21 protein-coding genes are annotated in these 21,021 nt (G+C 75.6%); 13 read left to right on the top strand and 8 right to left on the bottom strand.

All coding sequences use genetic code 11. The features are described 5' to 3' along the window. Positions 1-13 precede the first annotated feature (13 nt). The 3 genes from ACI79F_RS03630 to ACI79F_RS03620 all read right to left on the bottom strand — a co-directional run bounded on the left by ACI79F_RS03630 (position 14) and on the right by ACI79F_RS03620 (position 4,786). The gene (locus ACI79F_RS03630) at positions 14-2,419 is read right to left on the bottom strand and encodes a transglycosylase domain-containing protein (RefSeq protein ID WP_456544251.1); all 2,406 of its coding nucleotides are present in this window, start codon (positions 2,417-2,419) and stop codon (positions 14-16) included. A 41-nt stretch (positions 2,420-2,460) separates the two neighbouring features. Beyond that, positions 2,461-3,720 (bottom strand): ArsA family ATPase, encoded by a 1,260-nt coding sequence (locus ACI79F_RS03625; protein ID WP_456578875.1) that lies wholly within the window; start codon positions 3,718-3,720, stop codon positions 2,461-2,463. Between the two features lie 73 nt (positions 3,721-3,793). Then, entirely contained in the window at positions 3,794-4,786 is a 993-nt protein-coding gene (locus tag ACI79F_RS03620) for an ArsA family ATPase (protein WP_456544253.1), read from the bottom strand. 71 nt (positions 4,787-4,857) lie between these two features. On the opposite strand from ACI79F_RS03620, the gene ACI79F_RS03615 reads away from it, so the two are divergent. Genes ACI79F_RS03615 through ACI79F_RS03605 form a run of 3 tightly spaced genes read left to right on the top strand, consistent with a single transcriptional unit; the run spans position 4,858 to position 6,309 of the window. Next, positions 4,858-5,031 (top strand): hypothetical protein, encoded by a 174-nt coding sequence (locus ACI79F_RS03615; protein WP_456544254.1) that lies wholly within the window; start codon positions 4,858-4,860, stop codon positions 5,029-5,031. A gap of 7 nt (positions 5,032-5,038) precedes the next feature. After that, entirely contained in the window at positions 5,039-5,512 is a 474-nt protein-coding gene (locus ACI79F_RS03610; protein WP_456544255.1) for a RidA family protein, read from the top strand. Next, positions 5,509-6,309: an NUDIX hydrolase gene (locus tag ACI79F_RS03605; protein WP_456544256.1), complete on the top strand. Its 801-nt coding sequence runs from the start codon at positions 5,509-5,511 to the stop codon at positions 6,307-6,309. Before ACI79F_RS03610 ends, ACI79F_RS03605 begins: the two co-directional genes overlap by 4 nt. A 153-nt stretch (positions 6,310-6,462) precedes the next feature. Here ACI79F_RS03605 and ACI79F_RS03600 read toward each other — a convergent pair whose 3' ends face one another. Both ACI79F_RS03600 and ACI79F_RS03595 read right to left on the bottom strand, forming a co-directional pair. Further along, entirely contained in the window at positions 6,463-7,137 is a 675-nt protein-coding gene (locus ACI79F_RS03600) for a Crp/Fnr family transcriptional regulator (protein WP_456544257.1), read from the bottom strand. Positions 7,138-7,301: 164 nt separating this feature from the next. Then, positions 7,302-7,535, bottom strand: coding sequence for a hypothetical protein (locus ACI79F_RS03595; RefSeq protein WP_456544258.1), 234 nt, complete (start codon positions 7,533-7,535; stop codon positions 7,302-7,304). A 152-nt stretch (positions 7,536-7,687) separates the two neighbouring features. On the opposite strand from ACI79F_RS03595, the gene nth reads away from it, so the two are divergent. From nth to ACI79F_RS03570, 5 genes are read left to right on the top strand one after another with little or no spacing between them, the layout of a single operon-like run. After that, entirely contained in the window at positions 7,688-8,479 is a 792-nt protein-coding gene (gene nth, locus ACI79F_RS03590) for an endonuclease III (RefSeq protein WP_456544259.1), read from the top strand. 5 nt (positions 8,480-8,484) lie between these two features. Next, on the top strand, positions 8,485-9,066 hold the full coding sequence (locus ACI79F_RS03585) for a TlpA family protein disulfide reductase (RefSeq protein WP_456578874.1): 582 nt from the start codon (positions 8,485-8,487) through the stop codon (positions 9,064-9,066). Then, a complete protein-coding gene (locus ACI79F_RS03580) occupies positions 9,063-9,824 on the top strand; it encodes an NUDIX hydrolase (protein ID WP_456544261.1) in 762 nt (253 codons plus the stop codon). Before ACI79F_RS03585 ends, ACI79F_RS03580 begins: the two co-directional genes overlap by 4 nt. 17 nt (positions 9,825-9,841) lie before the next feature. After that, positions 9,842-10,327, top strand: a complete 486-nt coding sequence (locus ACI79F_RS03575; protein ID WP_456544262.1) for a plastocyanin/azurin family copper-binding protein — start codon at positions 9,842-9,844, stop codon at positions 10,325-10,327. Positions 10,328-10,330: 3 nt separating this feature from the next. Beyond that, complete coding sequence (locus ACI79F_RS03570; protein WP_456544263.1) at positions 10,331-11,512, top strand: MarP family serine protease; 1,182 nt, start codon at positions 10,331-10,333, stop codon at positions 11,510-11,512. A 21-nt stretch (positions 11,513-11,533) separates the two neighbouring features. Here the strand turns inward: ACI79F_RS03570 and ACI79F_RS03565 are convergent, their stop codons facing one another. The 3 genes from ACI79F_RS03565 to ACI79F_RS03555 all read right to left on the bottom strand — a co-directional run bounded on the left by ACI79F_RS03565 (position 11,534) and on the right by ACI79F_RS03555 (position 15,057). Next, entirely contained in the window at positions 11,534-12,460 is a 927-nt protein-coding gene (locus ACI79F_RS03565; protein ID WP_456544264.1) for an alpha/beta fold hydrolase, read from the bottom strand. 10 nt (positions 12,461-12,470) lie between these two features. Continuing rightward, positions 12,471-12,965, bottom strand: a complete 495-nt coding sequence (locus ACI79F_RS03560; RefSeq protein ID WP_456544265.1) for a phage holin family protein — start codon at positions 12,963-12,965, stop codon at positions 12,471-12,473. Between the two features lie 127 nt (positions 12,966-13,092). Further along, on the bottom strand, positions 13,093-15,057 hold the full coding sequence (locus tag ACI79F_RS03555; RefSeq protein WP_456547026.1) for a prolyl oligopeptidase family serine peptidase: 1,965 nt from the start codon (positions 15,055-15,057) through the stop codon (positions 13,093-13,095). Positions 15,058-15,131: 74 nt separating this feature from the next. Between ACI79F_RS03555 and ACI79F_RS03550 the strand changes: the two genes are divergently transcribed. The 5 genes from ACI79F_RS03550 (at position 15,132) to ACI79F_RS03530 (ending at position 20,985) form a co-directional block, all read left to right on the top strand. Next, entirely contained in the window at positions 15,132-17,705 is a 2,574-nt protein-coding gene (locus ACI79F_RS03550) for a DNA translocase FtsK (RefSeq protein WP_456547027.1), read from the top strand. Positions 17,706-17,769: 64 nt separating this feature from the next. Beyond that, complete coding sequence (rimO, locus tag ACI79F_RS03545; RefSeq protein ID WP_456547028.1) at positions 17,770-19,206, top strand: 30S ribosomal protein S12 methylthiotransferase RimO; 1,437 nt, start codon at positions 17,770-17,772, stop codon at positions 19,204-19,206. Between the two features lie 5 nt (positions 19,207-19,211). Continuing rightward, entirely contained in the window at positions 19,212-19,880 is a 669-nt protein-coding gene (pgsA, locus tag ACI79F_RS03540; protein WP_456547029.1) for a CDP-diacylglycerol--glycerol-3-phosphate 3-phosphatidyltransferase, read from the top strand. A gap of 159 nt (positions 19,881-20,039) precedes the next feature. After that, entirely contained in the window at positions 20,040-20,447 is a 408-nt protein-coding gene (locus tag ACI79F_RS03535) for a helix-turn-helix domain-containing protein (protein WP_456547030.1), read from the top strand. A gap of 34 nt (positions 20,448-20,481) precedes the next feature. Next, positions 20,482-20,985 carry a TetR family transcriptional regulator gene (locus tag ACI79F_RS03530; protein ID WP_456547031.1) on the top strand — a complete coding sequence of 168 codons (504 nt, stop codon included), beginning with the start codon at positions 20,482-20,484 and terminating at the stop codon, positions 20,983-20,985. Positions 20,986-21,021 lie beyond the last annotated feature (36 nt).

Below are 21,021 nucleotides of genomic sequence, written 5' to 3'. Positions count from 1 at the left end.
CGGCGGCCGCGGCCTAGCCGTTCCCGCCGCCGCCGCCGCCACCGCCGGGGCCGCCGTTCCCGCCGCCGCCGCCACCGTCGCCGCCTCCGGGACCGCCGTTCCCGCCGCCTCCGCCGCCGAGGTCGCCCGCGTCACCCCGCCCGTCGCCGGGCTGGGCGCCGCCGTCCTGGGGCTCCGTCGGGGCCGGGGCCGGCTCGACGTAGGCCGAGCCGTTGCTCACCTGGATGACGACGATCTGGTCCTCGATCGCGCGGGCACCGGCGGGCGGGTCGGTGCCGACGACGGTGCCCTGCGGCTGGTCGCTGTCGACCTCCTCCACGTCGAAGCGCAGGCCGGCCGAGGTCAGCGCCGACTGGCAGCCGCTCACGGTGGAGCAGCCGGGCACCTGCCGGGTGTTGCCGTTCTGCACCACCGGGTCGGCGGCGGGGAAGGGCACCATCGGCTGGCCGCTGAGGATGGGCTGCATCGCGTCGTGCCAGATCGTGGCGCCCTTGCCGCCACCGAAGCCGCCGACGTTCTGGTTCCGCTTCGGGTTGAGCACCATCACGCTGGCCGTGTACTGGGGCGTGTAGCCGACGAAGGCCACCGAGAAGTTGCTCTGCGACGTCCCGGTCTTGCCGGCGATCTGGTGGCCGGGGACGAACGCCCGGGAGCCCGTCTGGCCGCTGTGGCCGGGCTCGACGTCCTTGCGCAGCATCTGGTTCATCGTGGTCGCCACGCCCGGCGGGATGGCCTGCGCGGTGCAGTTGTCGGCGGTCACCAGCGGCTCGCCGTCCTCGCCGGTCAGCGGCCGGCCCTCGCGGTCGAGCACCTCGACGACCGGCGTCGGGTCGCACTGGGTGCCGTTGGCGGCGAGCGTCGAGTACGCGCTGGCCAGGTCGAGCGGGCTGGTCGGCTCGGCGCCGAGGGTGAACGAGCCGCGGTTCTCGTCGATGATCTGGTCGCCGGAGTCGACGGTGAAGTTCATGCCCATGCGCTCGGCGATCCGGACCGGGGCCTCGACGCTGCCGAGGGCGTCCTCCAACGCGAGGAAGTAGGTGTTGGAGGACATGTAGAGCGCCCGCTCCATGTCCAGCGTCGCCGGGTAGTTGCCGGCGTTGCCCACCGAGTAGGGGCGCGAGCCGTTGCGGTACACCCGCGACGTGTACGGGTCGCCGGTGGTGATCGTGTAGTACTGCGAGTACCCCTGCTCGAGCGCGGCGGCCGCGGTGAACACCTTGTAGGTCGAGCCCGAGCCCTGGCTGTACGCGGTGTTGAGCACCACCGACTCGCACTCGGGCCCGTCGCAGCCGAAGCGCCGGTTCACGCTCATCGCCAGCACCTTGCCGGTGCCCGGCTCGACGGCGGTGTACATGCCGGCCAGCTCGTCGCCCATGGGCAGCGTGTTGAGCACGGCCTGGTCGCCGGCGGCCTGCATGTCCGGGCGCAGCGTGGTCTGGATGGTCAGCCCGCCGTTGTCCAGCAGGTCCTGGCTGATGCCCAGGGTGTTGGTCAGGTACTGCTCGAGGTAGGCGCAGAAGAACCCGCCGATCGCGGCGTCGATGCAGCCGTTGGGCGGCGCCTGGCCGGGCACGACCTGGACCGGGGTGCCGGCGATCGCGTCGTGGTCGGCCTGGGAGATGCTGTCCTGGGCGAGCATCCGGCCGAGCACCTGGTCGCGGCGGACCTGCGCGTTCTCCGGGTTGTTGATCGGGTCGTCCTTCGTCGGGCTCTGCACCAGGCCCGCGAGCATCGCCGCCTGCGGCAGCGTGAGGTCGATCGCGTTGACGCTGAAGTACGTCTGGGCGGCGGCCTGGATGCCGTAGGCGCCGTTCCCGAAGTACACGATGTTCAGGTAGCGGGTGAGGATCTCGTCCTTGGAGTAGGTCTCCTCCAGGGCCAGCGCCAGCCGCGCCTCGCGCAGCTTGCGGGACACGCCGGCGGTGCCGTCCTGCTCCTGGGCGGCCGCGATCTCCTCGGCGCTGGTCGCCGTCTCGATCAGGGTCTGCTTGACCAGCTGCTGGGTGATCGTCGAGCCACCCTCCTGCACCTCGCCGGCGGCGACGTTGGTCACCAGCGCGCGCAGCGTGCCCTGCACGTCCAGGCCGTTGTGCTCGTAGAAGCGCGAGTCCTCGATGTCGACCAGCGCCTGCTTCATCACCGGGGCGATCTGGTCGCTGGTGACCACGGTCCGGTTGTGCTCGTAGAACATGGTGATCAGCGACCCGTCGGCGGCCAGCACCCGGCTGTTGCCGGCGGGCGTCGCGTCGGTCAGCTCCACCGGGAGCGCGTCGAGCAGGGACGCGGAGTTGCGCGCCACCAGGCCGGTGCCGCCCACGAAGGGCAGCATCATGCCGGCGACGAGGGCGCCGGCCAGGACGATGGACCCCGCGAGCTTCGCCAGGACGACGGAGCGCTTGGGGGCGGCAGAAGTCGACATCGCCGACGAATGTACGGTGCCGCGCCGCGCCGACGCCCGGATCAGCCGCGGCGCGCGGGCAGCACCCGTGTGCGGGGCACGCCGGTCGGCGTGTCGCCGTCCGGACCGGTCAGCTCGCCGGCCATGACCCGCAGCCCGTCGAGGTCGTGCACGTCGCCGGCGGCGGCCGGGACGGTGCGGACGGCGACCTCCGGGTGGGCGCTGGTGAACCGGTCGGCCAGCCGCTGCTCGCGGGCGGCGAGCTGCATCCGCTCGGCGTGCACCCGCAGCGCGCCGGCGGCCAGCCCGGCGCCGTCCCCGCCGGCCTCGGCGACCTCCTCGGCGGCGGCCTCGGCGCGCGTGGCGCTCAGCACGGTGCTCGCCGGCGGGTGGGTGCGGTTGAGCACCAGCCCGGCCAGCGGCATGCCCTCGGCCGACAGCCGGTCGACGAAGTAGGACGCCTCGCGCAGCGCGTCGGGCTCCGGCGTCGCGACGACGACGAAGTAGGTGCCCGGCCGGCGCAGCAGCTCGTAGGTGGCGGTCGCCCGCTCGCGGAACCCGCCGAACATGGTGTCCAGGGCGGCGACGAACGCGGAGATGTCGCGCAGCAGCTGCCCGCCGAGGATCTTGCTGATGATCCGGCTGAACACCATGAACCCGGCGCCGACCAGCCGGATGCCGGCCCGGCCCCCGGCCCGGGCGGGCGCGGTGAGCAGCCGGATCATCGTGCCGTCGAGGAAGCGGCCCATCCGGTTGGGGGCGTCGAGGAAGTCCAGCGCCGACCGCGACGGCGGGGTGTCGACGACGATCAGGTCCCACTTGTCGGTGGCCCGCAGCTGCCCCAGCTTCTCCATCGCCATGTACTCCTGCGTCCCGGCGAAGGAGGACGACAGCGACTGGTAGAAGGGGTTGGCCAGGATCTGCTCGGCCCGCTCGGGCGTCGAGTGCGCGGCGACGACGTCGTCGAACGTCCGCTTCATGTCCAGCATCATCGCGTGCAGCTCGCCGTCGGCCCCCGGGACGTCGACCCGCCGCGGCTCGTTGTCCAGCTCCGCCAGCCCGAGGGACTGGGCCAGCCGCCGCGCGGGGTCGATGGTGAGGACGACGACGGTCCGGCCGGCCTCGGCCGCGGCCAGCGCCAGCGCCGCCGACGTCGTGGTCTTGCCGACGCCGCCGGCGCCGCAGCACACGAGGATCCGGGTCTCGCGGTCCTCGATCAGCGCGGCGAGGTCCATCGGCAGCGCCGGTCGCACGGGCGGCGCGAGCCGGCCGGCCGGGCGCTTCGCCGGCTCGGCGGCCTCCGCCGGCTCGGCGCTCACCATGTCCTCGGTTCGCTCACGCGGGGCGCTCCGCTCCTCGCTCGTCCCTCGCTGCGGTGCCCACGCCCCTGCCCGCTCACGCGGCCACCCCCGCGGCGAGGTGCTCCTCGAGCCGCTCGGCGAGCTCGTAGAGGCAGGACAGGTCGATCGGGCCGGTGAGCAGGGGCAGCTCCACCGTGGGGCGGCCCAGCGCGGCGACCTGGCCGCGCAGCGCGTCCTGCGCCGCCCAGCGGCGGGCGTGCTCGACGGCCTCGGCGGCCAGCGCGTCGGCCAGCGCCGGTCCGTCGGGCAGGTGCGCGGCGGCCAGCGCGGGGGCGAGGTCGGCGCCGGTGAGCCGGCCCGCCGCGGCCGCGGCCAGGTCCGCCTCGGGGAGCACCGGCTCGGTCGCCATGTTCACGATCACCGAGCCGACCGGCAGCCCGGCGGCGGTGAGGTCGGCGATCGCGTCGGCGGTCTCCTGGACCGGCATGTCCTCCAGCAGGGTCACCAAGTGCACGGCGGTCTGCGGCGACTTCAGCACCGCCATGACGCCGTCGCTCTGGGTCTTGATCGGGCCGGAGCGGGCCAGCCCGGCCATCTCGCCGGTGACCCCGAGGAAGCGGGTGATCCGGCCGGTGGGCGGCGCGTCGACGACGACGGCGTCGTACACGCGGTGGCCGTCGCGGCGGCGGGTGACGGCCTCCTTGATCTTGCCGGTGAGCAGCACGTCCCGCAGGCCCGGCGCGATCGTCGTCGCGAAGTCGATGGCGCCCATCTTGCGCAGCGCCCGGCCGGCGCGGCGGAGGTTGTAGAACATCTCGAGGTACTCGAGGAGAGCCTCCTCGACGTCGATCGCCAGCGCCTTCACCTCGCCGCCGCCGCGGGCCACGGCCACCCGGCGCTCCTCGTAGGGCAGCGGCGGGGTGTCGAACAGCTGGGCGATGCCCTGCCGGCCCTCGGTCTCGACGAGCAGCACCTCCCGGCCGTCGGCGGCCAGCGCGAGGGCGAGGGCGGCGGCCACCGTCGTCTTGCCGGTCCCGCCCTTGCCGGACACCACGTGGCAGCGCACGGGGAAGGGATCGGTGCTCACCGGACAGAGCCTAGGAGCAGGTCGGCTCCGGGGCCCGTGCGGGCCGTCGGGCTGCGCTAGCGTCGCTCCCCATGAGCGAAGCGGTCCGGCAGCGGTGGGAGTACGCCACCATCCCCCTGCTGATCCACAACACCAAGGCGATCCTCGACTCGTGGGGGGTCGACGGCTGGGAGCTGGTGACCGTCCTGCCGGGCCCCGGCGGCGCCGAGCAGCTGGTCGCCTACCTCAAGCGCCCGGTGAGCTGAGCCCACCATGACCGCACCCTCGACCCAGAGCTGGACCGCGCGCCTGACCGAGCTCGGCATCCGGCTGCCCCCGGTGGCCGCGCCGGTCGCCTCGTACGTGCCGGCCGTCCGCGCCGGTCAGCTCGTCTTCACCTCGGGGCAGCTGCCGTTCGTCGACGGCGGGCTGCGGCGCACCGGCAAGGTCGGCGGCTCCGTCGACGTCGAGGACGCCGCCCACGACGCCAAGGTCTGCGCGCTCAACGCCCTCGCCGCCGTCGACGAGCTGGTCGGCCTCGACTCGATCGCGCGGATCGTCCGGGTGGTCGGCTACGTGGCCAGCGCGGAGGGCTTCACCGGTCAGCCGCGCGTGGTGAACGGCGCCAGCGAGCTGCTGGGCAAGGTGTTCGGCCCGGCCGGGCAGCACGCCCGCAGCGCCGTCGGCGTCGCCGAGCTGCCCCTCGGGGCGCCGGTCGAGGTCGAGCTCACCGTCGAGCTGCGATGACCGCACCGGCGACGCCCCGGCAGGCCGCCACGGTGCTGCTGGTGCGGGACGGCACGGACGGGCTCGAGGTCTACCTGCTGCGCCGCACGCGGGGGATGCCCTTCGCCGGCGGGATGACCGCGTACCCGGGCGGGGGCGTCGACCCGCGGGACGGCGACGTCGAGGTGGCCTGGGCCGGGCCGTCGCCGGCCGAGTGGGGCGCCGCCCTGGGCTGCGACGAGCGGCTGGCGCGCGAGCTGGTCTGCGCCGCGGTGCGGGAGACGTTCGAGGAGGCCGGCGTCCTGCTGGCCGGGGCCACGGGCGGCGACGCCGTCGTCCCGGACGTCTCCGGGGACGACTGGGAGGAGCAGCGGCAGGCGCTGCTGCGCCGCGAGCTCTCCCTGGCGGAGCTGCTCAGCTCGCGCGGGCTCGTGCTCCGCTCGGACCTGCTCCGGCCCTACGCGCACTGGATCGCCCCGCCCACCGAGCCGCGGCGCTACGACACCAAGTTCTTCGCCGCCGCGCTGCCGGTCGGGCAGGAGGCCCGGCACGTGTCCGGCGAGGCCGACGAGGCGGTGTGGCTGACGCCGTCCGCGGCGCTGCACGAGGCCTCGGCAGGCCTGCGGCCGATGCTGCCGCCCACCCTGCACACGCTCGGGCAGCTGCAGCGCTACCCCGACGTGGCGGCGGTGCTGGCCGGCGCCCCGCCGGAGCCGCTGCACGCCATCACGCCGCGGTTCGAGAGGACCGCCGACGGCACGTGGGCCGTGCTCCCCGACGGCACCCGCCTGCGCCTGGTCGTGCCGCTGCCGTCCTGACGCTCCGCCGTCCGGGCGCCGTCCACGGGCGCTGTGCGGTCGGTGCCCGGACCGGCTCCGGACCGGGCAGCAGACGCACACCGCCCGTGGGGAGACCACCGAACGCGAGAGGCCGGGCCCCCAGCGGGTGCCCGGCCTCTCGTGCGTCGCAGCTCAGCGCGCGCGGCGGCGCAGCCGGTCCTCGTCGAGGACGACGACCGACTTGCCCTGCAGCTGGATCCAGCCGCGGTGCACGAAGTCGGCCAGCGCCTTGTTCACCGTCTCGCGGGAGGCGCCGACCAGCTGGGCCAGCTCCTCCTGGGTGAGGTCGTGCTTGACGCGCAGGCCGTCGGTCTCCCGGCTGCCGAAGCGGTCGGCCATCTGCAGCAGCGCCTTGGCCACGCGGCCGGGCACGTCGGTGAAGATCAGGTCGGCGACCGAGTCGTTGGTGCGCCGCAGCCGGCGGGCGAGGACCTGCAGCAGCTTCTCGCCGATCTCCGGGTGGCTCTCGATCCACGGCCGGAGCACGGTCTGCGGCATCCGGGCCAGCTTCACGTCGGTCACCGCGGTGGCGGTCGCCGTCCGCGGGCCGGGGTCGAACACCGACAGCTCGCCGAACTGGTCGGACGGGCCCATGACGGCCAGCACGTTCTCCCGCCCGTCCGGCGACCGGCGGGACAGCTTGATCTTCCCCGTGAGGACGATGTACAGGCTGTCCCCGGGCTCGCCCTCGTTGAAGACGACCCGGCCGCGCGGCAGGGTGATCGTCTCCAGCCGGCTGATGACCGGGGTCACGGCCTCCTCCGACAGCCCCTGGAAGAGCCCGGACTGGACCAGCACCTCGTCCACTACGTGTCCTCTCGACCGAGCGCCTCGGTCACACCTCGAGTTCCGCATCGACGGGGGGCCGCACTGCCGCGCCCGCCGATCTCCGGGTGGAGTCTAGGCGAGCTGTGCGCACGGTCACCCGATCGGTGGGAGGTGGGCCACCTCCGACGGGTGAGGTGGGGGCCTCAGACGAGCGGGGGAGCGGCGCGCTTGACCCGCCGCCGGCGCCGCCACCGGCCCATCGCGCGGCCGACGCCGGAGTGGGTGAGGGTCTCGACCTCCCCGGCCGAGGCGGTGTCGACGAACTCGGCGACCTCCCGCCGGGGCGTCGGCCGGCGCAGCGGCTCCTCCACCCGCTCCATCACCAGCAGGAAGGCGATGAGCAGTGGCGGGAACAGGATCACGACGAGGGCGACCACCGGTATCTCCTCCTCCGGTCCTGGGACGGCGACGCCTGGAACGCCCGCGCGGATCCCGGTTACCCCCCGTGTCGGGCGTCCATGCCCGGGGCGGTGCCGCGGGCGATGATCGCACGTCCGCGCCGTCGGACCCGCCGCCTACCCTCGATCGCGTGTCCTCGCCGGCCTACGCGCGCCCCGTCCCCCGTCCCGCGCCGGCTCGCCGCACCGCAGCCCGCGGCGGCGTGCCGTTCGACCCCGACGAGACGCCGCTGGCGCGCACCCGGCGGGCCCGGCGGATGGCCCGCGAGCTCGCGGTCATCCACCCCGACGCGCACTGCGAGCTCGACTTCACCAACGCCTTCGAGCTGCTGGTGGCCACGGTCCTGTCGGCGCAGACCACCGACAAGATGGTCAACAAGGTGACGCCGCGGCTGTTCGCGCGCTACCCCGACGCGGTCGCCCTGGCCGGCGCGGACCGCGCGGAGCTGGAGGAGATCCTCAAGCCGACCGGCTTCTTCCGCGCCAAGGCGAACTCGGTGCTGGGGCTGGCGCAGGCCCTGGTCGAGCGGTTCGACGGCGAGGTCCCGGGCCGGATGGCCGACCTGGTCACGCTGCCGGGCGTGGGCCGCAAGACGGCGAACGTCGTCCTGGGCAACGCCTTCGACGTGCCCGGCCTGACCGTCGACACCCACTTCGGCCGGCTGGTCCGCCGCTTCGGCTGGACGGCGGAGGAGGACCCGGTGAAGGTCGAGGCCGAGATCGCCGAGCTGATCCCCAAGCGCGAGTGGACCATGTTCAGCCACCGCGTGATCTTCCACGGGCGCCGGGTGTGCCACGCGAAGAAGGCCGCCTGCGGCGCCTGCGGGCTGGCCCGCTGGTGCCCCTCCTACGGCATCGGCCCGACCGACCCCGAGGCCGCCGTGAAGCTGGTGAAGACCCCGGCCGCCTCGGACACCGAATGAGGACCGTGTCGAGGGTGCGGCTGGCGGGGGCCGGCCTCGCCACCCTCGCCGTCCTCGCCGGGTGCACCGCGGACGGCGACGACGAGCCCGCGCCCGGCCCGCGCGGCTTCCCGGCCGACACGGTCCTCGGCGCCTGCGCCGAGCAGCCCGACCGCGCGGCCGCGGGCGCGCAGACGCTGCCGGACCTGGCGTTCGACTGCCCCGGCGGGGGCACCCTCGACCTCGGCCGGGCGCCCGGCGTGCCCACCGTGGTCAACCTGTGGGCCAGCTGGTGCGGGCCCTGCCGCGAGGAGCTGCCGCTGATGCAGGGGCTGGCGGACCGGGCCGGGGACCGGCTGGGCGTCGTCGGCGTCATCAGCCGGGACGGCGCGCCGCAGGCGGAGTCCTTCGCCGAGGAGGCCGAGGCCTCCTTCCCGGCCGCGTTCGACGGCGACGGCGACCTGATGGCCGAGCTCGGCCTCGGCGCGCTGCCCTACACCTACTTCCTGGACGCCGACGGCGGCGTCGCGTTCGTGCAGGTCGGGCCGGTCGACTCGGTCGACGAGCTGGCCGCCCTGGCCGCCGAGCACCTCGGGGTGCAGGTGTGAGCGCGGCCGCCGCCGACGCCGAGCTGCCGGAGTTCCTCCAGCGGCTGCTCGACCGCGCCGACGACCTGCCGCTGCGCCACCGCATGCAGGAGCGGACGGCCACCGCGCGCCGCTCCGCCGTCCTCGTGCTGTTCGGGGAGGGGCCGCACGGCCCCGACGTGCTGCTGATCGAGAAGTCCGCGCACCTGCGCACGCACGCCGGCCAGCCGGCCTTCCCGGGCGGCGGCGTCGACCCGGGCGACGACTACCCGGTGGGCACCGCGCTGCGCGAGGCCGAGGAGGAGGCCGGGGTCGACCCCGACGGCGTCCGCGTGCTCGGGACGCTGCCGGAGCTGTTCCTCGGCCCGTCGGACAACCTCGTCGTCCCGGTCGTGGCCTGGTGGGAGGAGCCGTCGGAGGTCGTCGTCGCCGACCCGCGGGAGGTCGCCCGGGTCGCCCGGGTGCCGCTCGCCGACCTCGCCGACCCGGCCAACCGGTACCGGCTCAAGCACCCGTCGGGGTTCCTCGGGCCCGCGTTCGCCGTCGCGGGCATGGAGGTGTGGGGGTTCACCGCCGGCGTGCTCGACGCCATCCTCGAGGCGGCCGGGCTGGCGCGGCCCTGGAACACCCGCGACGTGCGGCCGATGGACCCGGACGTGGCGCGGCCCGGCCGGCTGCCCGGTGCCGTCGACGAGGGCGGCACCGAGGACGCCGCCGCGCCGACGGTGGCCGATCCCGGGCCAGGCGGGCCCGCGGCGCGTACGGTTCGCGGGCGATGACCGGTAGAAGGACCTCCGTGCCCCCCACCGCTCGCAAGCTCGCGGCGGGTCCCTGCACGAAGGCCGCTGCGGTCGCTGCCGGAGTGGTCCTCGTGCTGGCCGGCTGCGGCGGGGACGACGGCGGCGGGGACGGCGGTGGCGGCGCGGCGTCGTCGTCCGGCGGCGACGCGGCCCTCGGGACGGTGACGACGGCGCCCGACGGCGTCCAGGAGGTCACCATCGAGACCCCGGACGACTACGTCTTCGTGCCCGACGCCTTCACGGTCGCGCCCGGCCCGGTCCGGCTGACGGTGCGCAACACCGCCGAGCAGATGGTGCACAACTTCCGGTTCACGCCCGACACGGGTCCGGCGGCGATCGACGCGGGCATCGACCTGCTGCAGCCGGGGGAGAGCGACACCATCGAGTTCGAGGTCCAGGCGCCGGGCGACTACCCCTTCGACTGCAGCTTCCACCTGCAGGTGGGGCAGGTCGGCACGATGACGGTCGCGCCGGCGGGCTGAGCCGTGTCCCTCGTCGACCTCGTCGTCATCGTCCTGGCGCTGGCCTTCGCGTTCTCCGGTTTCCGGCAGGGGCTGCTGGTGTCGGCGGCGTCGTTCCTCGGCTTCTTCGGCGGCGCGGTCGTGGGGGCGCAGCTGTCGGGGGCGGTGGCCGACAGCGTCGACGCCTCGCCGGTGGCGCGGGTGTTCGCCGCGCTGGTCGTCGTCCTCGCCGGGGCGCTGCTCGGGCAGCTGCTGGCCGGCGCGATCGGGCGGGCCGTGCGCAGCCGGGTCACCTGGGAGCCGGCGAAGGTCGTGGACTCGGTCGCGGGGGCGGCGCTGTCGGCGGTCGCGGTGCTGCTCGTGGCCTGGATGGTCGCCACCCCGCTGGCCACCGCACCGTTCCCCGAGGTCGCCAGCCAGGTGCGGCAGTCGGCGCTGGTGCGCGCCGTCGACGCCAGCGTGCCCGACGGCGTGCGGGCCGTCTACGACCAGCTGCGGGAGGCGATCGAGCGGCGCGGGCTGCCCGACGTCCTGGACCCGCTGACCCCCACCGAGGTGCGCGACGTCCCGGCGCCGGACCCGGCGCTGGCGGCGAGCCCCGTGGTCGCCAGCGTGCAGGGCTCCGTGGTGCAGATCCGCGGGGTGGCGGGCTCGTGCTCCCGGCAGATCGACGGCTCGGGCTTCGTGTACGCCCCGGGTCGGGTGATGACCAACGCGCACGTGCTGGCCGGCGTCAACGAGCCGGTGGTCACCGCCGAGGGCGAGGAGTACGAGGCGACGCCCGTGTACGTGGACCCGGAGGTCGACGTCGCCGTGCTCGCCGTCCCGGGGCTGCCGCAGGTGCCGCTGGACTTCGCGCCGGAGCCGGTCGACTTCGGCGCCGACGCGATCATCATGGGCTACCCGGGCGGCGGCGGGCTGTTCGTCGGGCCGGCGCGGGTCCGCGACCGCGGGGAGATCAGCGGGCCGGACTTCCGCGACCAGCAGACCGTCCGGCGCGACGTCTACGCCCTCTACGGCGAGGTGCGGGCCGGCAACTCCGGCGGGCCGCTGTTCGACGGCACCGGCCAGGTGCTCGGCGTCGTCTTCGCCTCGGCGATCACCGACCCGACGACCGGCTACGCGCTGACCGCCCAGCAGGTGTCCACGGCCGCGGAGACCGGCCGCACCGCGACGGCCCCGGTCGACACCGGCCCCTGCGAGTGAGGCGCCCCGCCCGGCGGCGGGTCAGGTCGCCCAGGAGGTGAGCGCCTCGGTCACCGCGTCGGGCGCCTCCTCCTGCGGGAAGTGGCCGACCCCGGCCAGCGTGCGCAGCTCGTAGGGGCCGGCGACGTAGCGGCCCGAGCCGGCCGCGGTCGCGGGCAGCACGCAGGTGTCGGCGTCGCCGTGCAGCTGCAGGGTGGGCGCGGTGATCGGCGCGGACATCCGCCGGGCATAGCGCAGCCCGTCGGGCCGCAGCTGGGAGCGGCCGGCCCACCGGAAGTACTCCATCGAGCCGTACGCCGCCTGCGGGATCCGCGTCGCCGCGCGGTACCGGTCCACGGCCTCGGCGAAGCCGGCGGTGTACGTCCAGGCGGGCCCGGACCAGCGGCGGAGCAGGTCGGCGACCGGGTCGTCGTCCGCGCGGGTCAGCCGCCGCTCGGGCAGCCGTGGCAGCTGCGCACCGAGGAAGTACCGGAAGGCCCGCCGCTGCGCCGGGTCGGCCATCCCGGCGCGCAACCGCCGCGGGTGGGCCATGGAGAGGACGACGAGCCGGCGCACGCTGCGCGGGTGCAGTGCGGCGACGGTCCAGGCGACCAGCGCGCCCCAGTCGTGGCCGACCAGCACCGCGTCCCGCTCGCCGAGCGCGCGGACCAGCGCGGCGACGTCGGCGGCCGCGGTGGGCAGGTCGTAGCCGCGCGGCGGCTTGTCGCTGGCGCCGTACCCGCGCAGGTCCGGGGCGACGGCGTGCAGGCCGGCCGCCGCCAGCGCGGGCAGCTGGGCGCGCCAGGTCCACCAGAACTGCGGGAAGCCGTGCAGCAGCACCACCAGCGGCCCCTCGCCGGCCTCGGCGACGTGCATCCGGACGCCGTTGGCCGACAGGTCCCGGTGCGTCCACGGGCCGGGCAGCAGGACGCTGGTGGCGTCGGGTGGCTCCTCGGTCGAGAGGGTCACCGCGCGCGGGTCAGACCAGGTAGGTGTCGGGGTCGCGCTTGGTCACCTGGCCGCCGGGGGAGATGACCGGCAGGTCGCGACGTCGCTGGCCCGGGGCCTCGCGGTGCATGACCTCCGGCAGCTCCTTGAGCGACTCCAGCGTCCGCTCCGGCTTGTCGATCCTCTTCATGGTCCGGCGGCCGAACAGCGCGGCGGCGGCCGCGACGACCACCAGCAGGAACCAGACGATCAGGTAGGAGATCCAGCGCTCCAGCCCCAGCCAGGTGATGAACTCGGCCAGGGCGATGAAGAAGAAGAAGCCGGAGAAGGCGAGCACCACGCCGGCGGCGCCGAACGCCCCGACGCCGATCCCGGCCTTCTTCGCCGACTTGCCCATCTCGGCCTTGGCCAGCTCGATCTCGCTGCGGATTAGCGTGGAGACGTCGGCCATCGCGCTCTGCACGAGGACGCCGATCGAGGGCTCCTCGGCGCCGGCGGGCGGGGTCGTGGATGCGCTGTGGGCCACGCGGGGCTCCTCCTCGGTCGGGCGGCGGCGCGCTGGCCACCACGGTCTCTGGTCGTGATCGTGCCGGATGCCCGCCGTGCCCGCGTCCCGGTGTCCCCTGATCGGAGTCGCTGGGTGACGGAGACCGTCACCCGGCGACCCCGACGACCTCGATCGGGGTGATGTCCTCGCCGGCGGGGAGGTCGAAGCCCCACACCTGGGCGTAGAAGGACAGCTCGCCGTCCAGCGCGGCGCGGATGTTCTCCGCCCGGCGGAACCCGTGCTGCTCCCCGGGGAACAGCAGGTAGGCGTGCGGCACGCCGCGCTCGCGCAGCGCCGCGACGATCGACTCGGCCTGCTCCAGCGGGACGACCCGGTCCTCCTCGCCCTGGAACACCGCCAGCGGGGTGTCGAGCGTGCCGACGTGCGTCAGCGGGGACCGCTCCTCGTACACGTCGGCGCGCTCGGGCCACGGCGCGACCAGCCCGTCGAGGTAGCGGGACTCGAACTTGTGCGTGTCCCGCGCCAGCGCCCCCAGGTCGGCGACGCCGAAGTGGCTGGCCCCGGCGGTGAACGTGCCCGGCCGCATCGCCAGCGCGGCCAGCGTGGTGAACCCGCCCGCCGAGCCGCCGCGGATCGCCATCCGCGCCGGGTCCACCCGGCACGCGGTTGCGCGTTCCTCCGATGCCAGGTGCCGGGCGCAGGCGATGACGTCGTCGAGGTCGACCACGCCCCAGCGGCCCTGCAGCGCGTCGCGGTAGCGCCGCCCGTAGCCGGCCGAGCCGCGGTAGTCGACGTCGGCCACGCAGAACCCACGCGAGGTCCAGTACTGCACCTCGACGTTGAGCACCGGCAGCGCCGCCGCCGTCGGCCCGCCGTGCACCACGACCAGCAGCGGCGGCAGCTCGCCCTCGGGGGCCCGGACGTCGGGGTTGGTCGGCGGGTAGACCAGCGCGTGGGCCGTGCCGATGCCGGTGCCGCCGTCCGGGGTCGGGAAGGAGACGCGCTCGGGCCGGGAGAACCAGGCCGGGTCCAGGCCGAGGTCGCGGGCCGGCCGCAGCACCTCGGCCGCGCCGCCGTCCACCGGCACCCGCAGCACCACCGGTTCCGCCGCCGGCCCGCCCGCCCCGCACACCACCGCCTCGCCGTCGGCGGTCAGCGAGCGGAAGACGACGGACCCGGGGGTGTCCAGCGCGCGGAGCTCCCCGGACGGCTCCCGGACGGTCAGCCGCTCGCCGCCCTCCCCGCCGACGGGGACGACCAGCCGACCCCCGGGCAGCAGCGCCAGCCGGCTCGCGCCGAACTGCCACTGCGGCCCGGCCAGGTCCGTCCCCAGGTCGAGCACCTCCTCCACCGCGCCGCCGGGCCGGCGGCGGTACAGCGACCAGTGGTCGGAGCGGTCGCAGAAGAACAGCAGCGACCCGTCGGGCTCCCACACCGGCTGCACCACCGACTCGCCGGGACCGCCGGCGACGACCACCTCGCCCTCGGCGGAGCGGACGACGAGCTGCGCGGCGTCCCACGGCATCATCGGGTGGTCCCACTGCAGCCACGCGAGCGAGCCGCCCGGCCCCGGCCGCGGGTCGGAGACGAAGTCCGGGCCGGTGACCAGCTCCTCGACCGTGCCGTCGTCGGCGACCCGCACGACCTCGTTCACGACGTCGGCCGCGGCGCCCGACGGCGCGTGGGTCTCCCGGACGGCGAGCACCCCGCCGGGGACGACGCGCAGGTCGGCGAACCGCACCCCGGACGGGATCGCCGGCTCGGGCGTGACCGCGACCGGCTGCGCGTCGCCCGGGGCCAGCCGGTACAGCCGCTGGTCGGCGAACTCGGTGAACCACAGGACGCCGTCGGCGACCGTCCACGCCCCGCCGCCGTACTCGTGCACGCGGGTCCGGGCGTTCCACGGCGGCGGCAGCACGTCGGTGACGGTGCCGTCGGGGGAGCGGCGGACCACGGCCGAGCGGCCGGCCTCCTGCGGGCGTGACTCCGCCCACCACACGTCCTCGCCGTCGACGACGACCTCGCCCAGCCGCGCGGCTGCCCGGACCACGAGCGCCGAGGTGATCGGGGTGGGCCAGCTGCCGTGCGGGACCGGTGCGGCGTGCGTCATGGGCCGACCGTATGCGGGGGACACGTCCGTCCGCCTGCCCGGACCGGGCAGCCCGCGGGCTTACCGTCTGACACATGCCTGCGCGCGGAACGACGACCCGCCCCGCGGCCGGTCGGGGTTCTGCCCGCGGCCGGTCGGGGTCCACGGCGAGCCGCAAGCGGCCGCCGGCCAAGGGAGGCCGCAAGCCGGCTGCCCGCACGACCACCGCCCGCAAGCCCCCGGCCCGGCAGTCGTCGGGCCCGGGCGCGGCCGCCTCGATGTGGCGCGTGGTCAGCGGCGGCTGGTCGCTGCTGGCCCGCGGCGCCGGCGGCCTGGCCCGCTCGGTCGCCCGCCCGGAGGAGACCGAGCCGCTGGCCCCCGAGCACCGCCGCGACGGCGTCGGCCTGGCCGTGCTGGGCCTCGCCGTCGTCCTGGGGGCGGCGGCGTGGAGCGACGGCATCGGCCCGGTGGGCACCGGGCTGGCCGACGGCGTCTCGTTCCTCGTCGGCGTGCTCGTGCTGGTCCTGCCCGTCGTCCTGCTCCTCGCCGCGTGGCGGCTGCTGCGCCGCGGGCCCCGGCCCGAGGCCCGCGGCCGGCTGCTCATCGGCTGGGCCTGCGCGCTGTTCTCCGTCGTCGGCATCGCGCACGTCGTCGCGCTGGACGCCGACATGGCGGCGACCGACCCCGGCTCGGGCGGCCTGCTCGGCTGGGCCATCGGGACGCCGCTGGCCGCCGGCGTGGGCCGCGTCGTCGCCGTCGTCCTGCTCGTGCTGCTCGCCGTCTTCGGGCTGCTGGTCATCACCGCCACCCCGGTCCACCAGGTGCCCGAGCGGCTGCGCGGCTGGCTGGACCGGGTCCTGGGCCGCGAGGACTACGACGAGGACGAGGACTGGGACGACGAGGAGGACCACGACGAGGACGAGGCGGCCGAGGCCGAGCCGCCGCGCCGCCGCGGCCGCAAGGCCGCGCTCGCCGAGGACCTGCTGACCACCGGCCCCATCGACCACGGCGCCTACGCCGAGGCGCCGGAGGCCACCCGCACCACCGAGCCGGAGCACACGACGCTGCCGCCGCTCCCGCCGGTGCCCGCGCCGGTCGCGCGGCCCAAGGTGGTCGACCGCACCGCGCCGCCGGAGGACCTGCCGCCCATCGAGGAGGCGCAGCAGCTGGTCATCGAGCCGGTGGAGGGCGACTACGCGCTGCCCTCGCTGTCGCTGCTGCGGCCCGGCACGCCGCCGCGGGCCCGCTCGCAGGCCAACGACGCCGCCATCGAGGCCATCGCCGGCGTGCTCGAGCAGTTCAACATCGACGCCGCCGTCACCGGCTTCACCCGCGGCCCGACGGTCACCCGCTACGAGGTCGAGCTCGGGCCGGCGGTCAAGGTCGAGAAGATCACCGCGCTGACCCGCAACCTGGCCTACGCCGTCGCCAACGACAACATCCGGATCCTCGCGCCCATCCCGGGCAAGTCGGCCGTCGGCATCGAGGTGCCCAACACCGACCGCGAGACCGTCAGCCTCGGCGACGTCATGCGCTCCAACGCCGCCAAGCAGGACCCGCACCCGATGCTGGTCGGCCTCGGCAAGGACATCGAGGGCGGCTTCGTCTGCGCCAACCTGGCGAAGATGCCGCACCTGCTGGTCGCCGGCGCCACCGGCGCCGGCAAGTCCAGCTGCATCAACTCGCTGCTGACCTCGCTGCTGCTGCGCGCCTCGCCGGACCAGCTCCGGATGATCCTGGTCGACCCCAAGATGGTCGAGCTGACGCCCTACGACGGCATCCCGCACCTGATCACGCCGATCATCACCGACCCCAAGAAGGCCGCGACCGCGCTGGCCTGGCTGGTCGAGGAGATGGAGCAGCGCTACCAGGACATGCGGGCCTCCGGCGTCCGGCACATCGACGACTTCAACCGCAAGGTCGAGCGGGGGGAGATCACCGCCCCGCCCGGCAGCGAGCGCGTCTACCGGCCCTACCCCTACATCCTGGCGATCGTCGACGAGCTGGCCGACCTGATGATGGTCGCCCCGCGCGACGTCGAGGAGTCGATCGTCCGCATCACGCAGAAGGCGCGTGCCGCCGGCATCCACCTGGTGCTCGCCACGCAGCGGCCCTCGGTCGACGTCGTCACCGGTCTGATCAAGGCCAACGTGCCCTCGCGGCTGGCGTTCTCCACCTCCAGCCAGACCGACAGCCGGGTCATCCTCGACCAGCCGGGCGCGGAGAAGCTGATCGGCATGGGCGACGCCCTGTTCATGCCCATCGGCGCGGGCAAGCCGGTGCGCGTGCAGGGCGCCTACGTCTCCGACGCCGAGATCGAGGCGGTCGTCGAGTTCACCAAGCGCCAGGCCGAGCCGGAGTACCGCGAGGAGGTCTTCACCGCCGCGGCCGGCGAGAAGAAGGAGATCGACGAGGACATCGGCGGCGACCTGGAGCTGCTGGTCCAGGCCGTCGAGCTCGTGGTCACCAGCCAGTTCGGCTCGACGTCGATGCTGCAGCGCAAGCTGCGGGTCGGCTTCGCCAAGGCCGGCCGGCTCATGGACCTCATGGAGACCCGCGGCATCGTGGGGCCGTCCGAGGGCTCCAAGGCGCGCGACGTGCTGGTCAAGCCCGACGAGCTCGAGGGCACGCTGTTCCTCCTGCGCAACGGCGGGGGAGCGGAGGGCTGAGCGGAGGGGCGGGCGTCACCCTCCGTCGCCCGACGGGCGTGCGGGCGGCGACTACGATGGCCCGGTGACGCCTCCGCCCGACCCTGCCCGCACGGTGGCGGTGGTGACCCTCGGTTGCGCCCGCAACGAGGTCGACTCCGAGGAACTCGCCGGCCGGCTGGCCGCCGACGGCTACCGGCTCGTCGACGACGCCGACGGCGCCGACGCCGTCCTCGTGAACACCTGCGGCTTCATCGAGTCGGCCAAGAAGGACTCGGTCGACGCGATCCTCGCCGCCACCGACTCCGGCGCCGAGGTCATCGCCGTCGGCTGCATGGCCGAGCGCTACGGCTCCGAGCTCGCCGGCGCGCTGCCCGAGGCCACCGTCCTGGGCTTCGACGACTACGCGGCCATCGGCGACCGGCTCGACGACGTGCTCGCCGGCCGCCCGCTGGTGCCGCACACGCCGCGGGACCGGCGGACGCTGCTGCCGATCAGTCCCGTGGACCGCACCGCCGCGGTGGCGGCGGCGGACGCGCCGGCGATCCCCGGCCACGCCTGGCTGCAGCGCAAGCGGTTGACGTCCGGCCCCTCGGCCGCGCTGAAGCTCGCGTCGGGCTGCGACCGCCGCTGCGCCTTCTGCGCCATCCCGGCCTTCCGCGGCGCGTTCGTCTCCCGCCCGCCGGCCGAGGTCCTCGACGAGGCCCGCTGGCTGGCCGGCCAGGGCGTCACCGAGCTCGTGCTGGTCAGCGAGAACAACACCTCCTACGGCAAGGACCTCGGCGACCTGCGCCTCCTGGAGGAGCTGCTGCCGCAGGTCGCCGCGATCGAGGGGATCGCCCGGATCCGGGTGGCCTACCTGCAGCCGGCCGAGCTGCGGCCCGGCCTGGTCGAAGTCATCGCCGGGACCGACGGCGTCGCGCCGTACTTCGACCTCTCGTTCCAGCACTCGTCGCCGTCCCTGCTGCGCCGCATGCGGCGCTTCGGCGGGACCGAGGACTTCCTGCGGCTGGTCGAGCGGGCCCGTGAGCTGGCGCCGACGGCGGGCTTCCGCACCAACGTCATCCTCGGCTTCCCGGGCGAGACCGAGGACGACGTCGCCGAGCTCGAGCGCTTCCTCGTCGAGGCGCGCCTGGACGCGGTCGGCGTCTTCGGCTACTCCGACGAGGAGGGCACCGAGGCCGTCGGGCTGCCCGGGAAGCTCGAGCAGCACGAGATCGACGCCCGCGTCCGGCGGATCACCGACCTCGTCGAGGAGCTGACCGCGCAGCGCGCCGAGGACCGCCTCGGCGAGCGGGTGGAGGTGCTGCTCACCGAGGACCTCTCCGCCACCGACGGCCCCGGGGTCTGGCTCGGCCACGCCGCGCACCAGGACCCGGAGGCCGACGGGACGACGACGGTCACCGGCGTGCCCGCCGGCGCCGTCGCCGGCCGGGTCGTGCCCGCCGAGGTCGTCGGCACCGAGGGCGTCGACCTGGTCGCCGCCGCGGTGGTGCCCGCCCTCGCCGAGGCGGGACGCTGAGCGCCGTGAGCGACGTCGCCCCCGACCCGGCCGCCACTCCGGTCCAGTCGGTGCGGCTGGTCAACCTGCCCAACGCGCTCACGGTGCTGCGGCTGGCCGTGGTGCCGGTCTTCGCGGTGCTGCTGCTGACCGACGACGGGCTCGACGACACGCAGCGGCTGTGGGCGACCGTCTTCTTCGGGGCCGCGATCATCACCGACCGCTACGACGGCCTGATCGCGCGGCGGACCGGCCAGGTGACCGAGTTCGGCAAGCTCGCCGACCCGATCGCCGACAAGGCGCTCACCGGGACCGCGCTGATCGGCCTGTCGGTCCTCGCACTGCTGCCGTGGTGGGTGACCGTCGCGATCCTGGTCCGCGAGGTCGGGGTGACCCTGCTGCGGTTCTGGGTGATCCGGCACGGCGTGATCGCGGCCAGCCGCGGCGGCAAGGCCAAGACCGTCGTCCAGGCGCTGGCCATCGGGCTGTACATCCTCCCGCTGACCGGCGTGCTGGCCTCGGCCCGCTGGTGGGTGATGGCCGCGGCGCTGGTCCTCACCCTGGTGACGGGCTTCGACTACGTCGTCCGCGCGCTCACGCTGCGCCGGACCAGTGCCCGCGCGATGCGGGCGGCTGCCGAGCGCCGGGCCGCGGCCGCCGGCGAGCCCGGCGAGCGCACCGACACCGCCGCCTGATCGCGGGCGCCGCCGGGAAGGGCGGGCCCCACCTCGGCGTTACGCCATGAGCGGACGCGGTGGGGATCGGCGGGCTCCGGTCCAGGCCGCCGCGTACCGTGAGCGCACGGCGCCCCGAGGGGCGCCGCCGCTTCCGCACAGGCAGGACAGGAGACGGCCATGACGCTGTTGCGCACCCAGCTGGGGACCACCCTGCGCGGGCACCGGCTGCGGCAGCGGCGCACGCTGCGCGACGTCTCCGGTGCCGCCCGCGTCAGCCTGGGCTACCTCTCCGAGGTCGAGCGCGGCCAGAAGGAGGCCTCCTCCGAGCTGCTCGCCTCCATCTGCGACGCCCTCGACCTGGAGCTCGCCGACCTGCTGGCCGAGGTGAGTCTCGAGCTGCGCGGCGCCGACGGCGGCCTGCGCCCCGTGCCGCCCGCCGCCGCGGGCGCCCGCCCCACCCCAGAGGCCGACCGGCCCGCCGAGGCCCCGGCCGCCGAGCCGGCGCTGGCGCTGGTCGGGGCCGGCCAGGGCGCGCCGGCCCGCGCGGCCCTGCGCCGCGGCGAGGCGGTCTCGCTCGCCGCGTGACCGGGTGACCCCCGCGCCGGGCCCGCGGGCGGGCATGAGCCGCACCCGCGCCGGCCTGCTGCGCGGCGCGGCCACGGCGTTCGCCGCGACCGGCCTGCGCGACACCACGATGCAGGCGATCGCCGCGGCCGCCGGGGTGGCGAAGGCGACGCTGTACAACCACTTCCGCACCAAGGACGACGTCGTCCGCGCCCTGCTGGCGGCCGAGCTGGGCGCCCTCGCGGACGAGGCCGCCGCGCTGCCCCCGGTCGAGGCGCTGGTGCTGCTCGCCGACGCGGTCGCCGAGCACCCGGTGCTGCGCACCCTGGCCGGCACCGACCCCGGCCCGCTGGTCGCGCTGCTGGGCGCCGACCCGCAGCGGTGGGCCGAGATGACCGCCCTGCTGGCGGAGGTGCTGCGGGCGGACGCGGACGGCGCCGAGGCGGCCGGCCGCTGGCTGCTCGGGCTCGCGCTCCAGCCGGCCGACCCGCCGGCCCGCCGCCGGCAGGCCCGCCGGCTGGTCGCCGTCCTCGGGACCGCCGAGGCGCCGGCCGGCTGACCGGCCGCCCGGGGGCCGGGGGGAGGCGGCCGGGCG

Source organism: Blastococcus sp. SYSU D00868 (assembly GCF_054050575.1).
The sequence above is the reverse complement of the archived record's forward strand: the minus strand, read 5'-3'. Positions and strand labels throughout refer to the sequence as shown.

Bases quoted from the DNA above. Each gene is read 5' to 3' on its own strand.
- ACI79F_RS03535 (WP_456547030.1), top strand. From the start codon at position 20,040: ATGACGCTGTTGCGCACCCAGCTGGGGACCACCCTGCGCGGGCACCGG.
- ACI79F_RS03625 (WP_456578875.1), bottom strand. From the start codon at position 3,720: ATGGTGAGCGCCGAGCCGGCGGAGGCCGCCGAGCCGGCGAAGCGCCCG.
- ACI79F_RS03610 (WP_456544255.1), top strand. From the start codon at position 5,039: ATGACCGCACCCTCGACCCAGAGCTGGACCGCGCGCCTGACCGAGCTC.
- ACI79F_RS03630 (WP_456544251.1), bottom strand. From the start codon at position 2,419: ATGTCGACTTCTGCCGCCCCCAAGCGCTCCGTCGTCCTGGCGAAGCTC.
- ACI79F_RS03615 (WP_456544254.1), top strand. From the start codon at position 4,858: ATGAGCGAAGCGGTCCGGCAGCGGTGGGAGTACGCCACCATCCCCCTG.
- ACI79F_RS03555 (WP_456547026.1), bottom strand. From the start codon at position 15,057: ATGACGCACGCCGCACCGGTCCCGCACGGCAGCTGGCCCACCCCGATC.
- ACI79F_RS03530 (WP_456547031.1), top strand. From the start codon at position 20,482: ATGAGCCGCACCCGCGCCGGCCTGCTGCGCGGCGCGGCCACGGCGTTC.
- ACI79F_RS03605 (WP_456544256.1), top strand. From the start codon at position 5,509: ATGACCGCACCGGCGACGCCCCGGCAGGCCGCCACGGTGCTGCTGGTG.
- ACI79F_RS03550 (WP_456547027.1), top strand. From the start codon at position 15,132: ATGCCTGCGCGCGGAACGACGACCCGCCCCGCGGCCGGTCGGGGTTCT.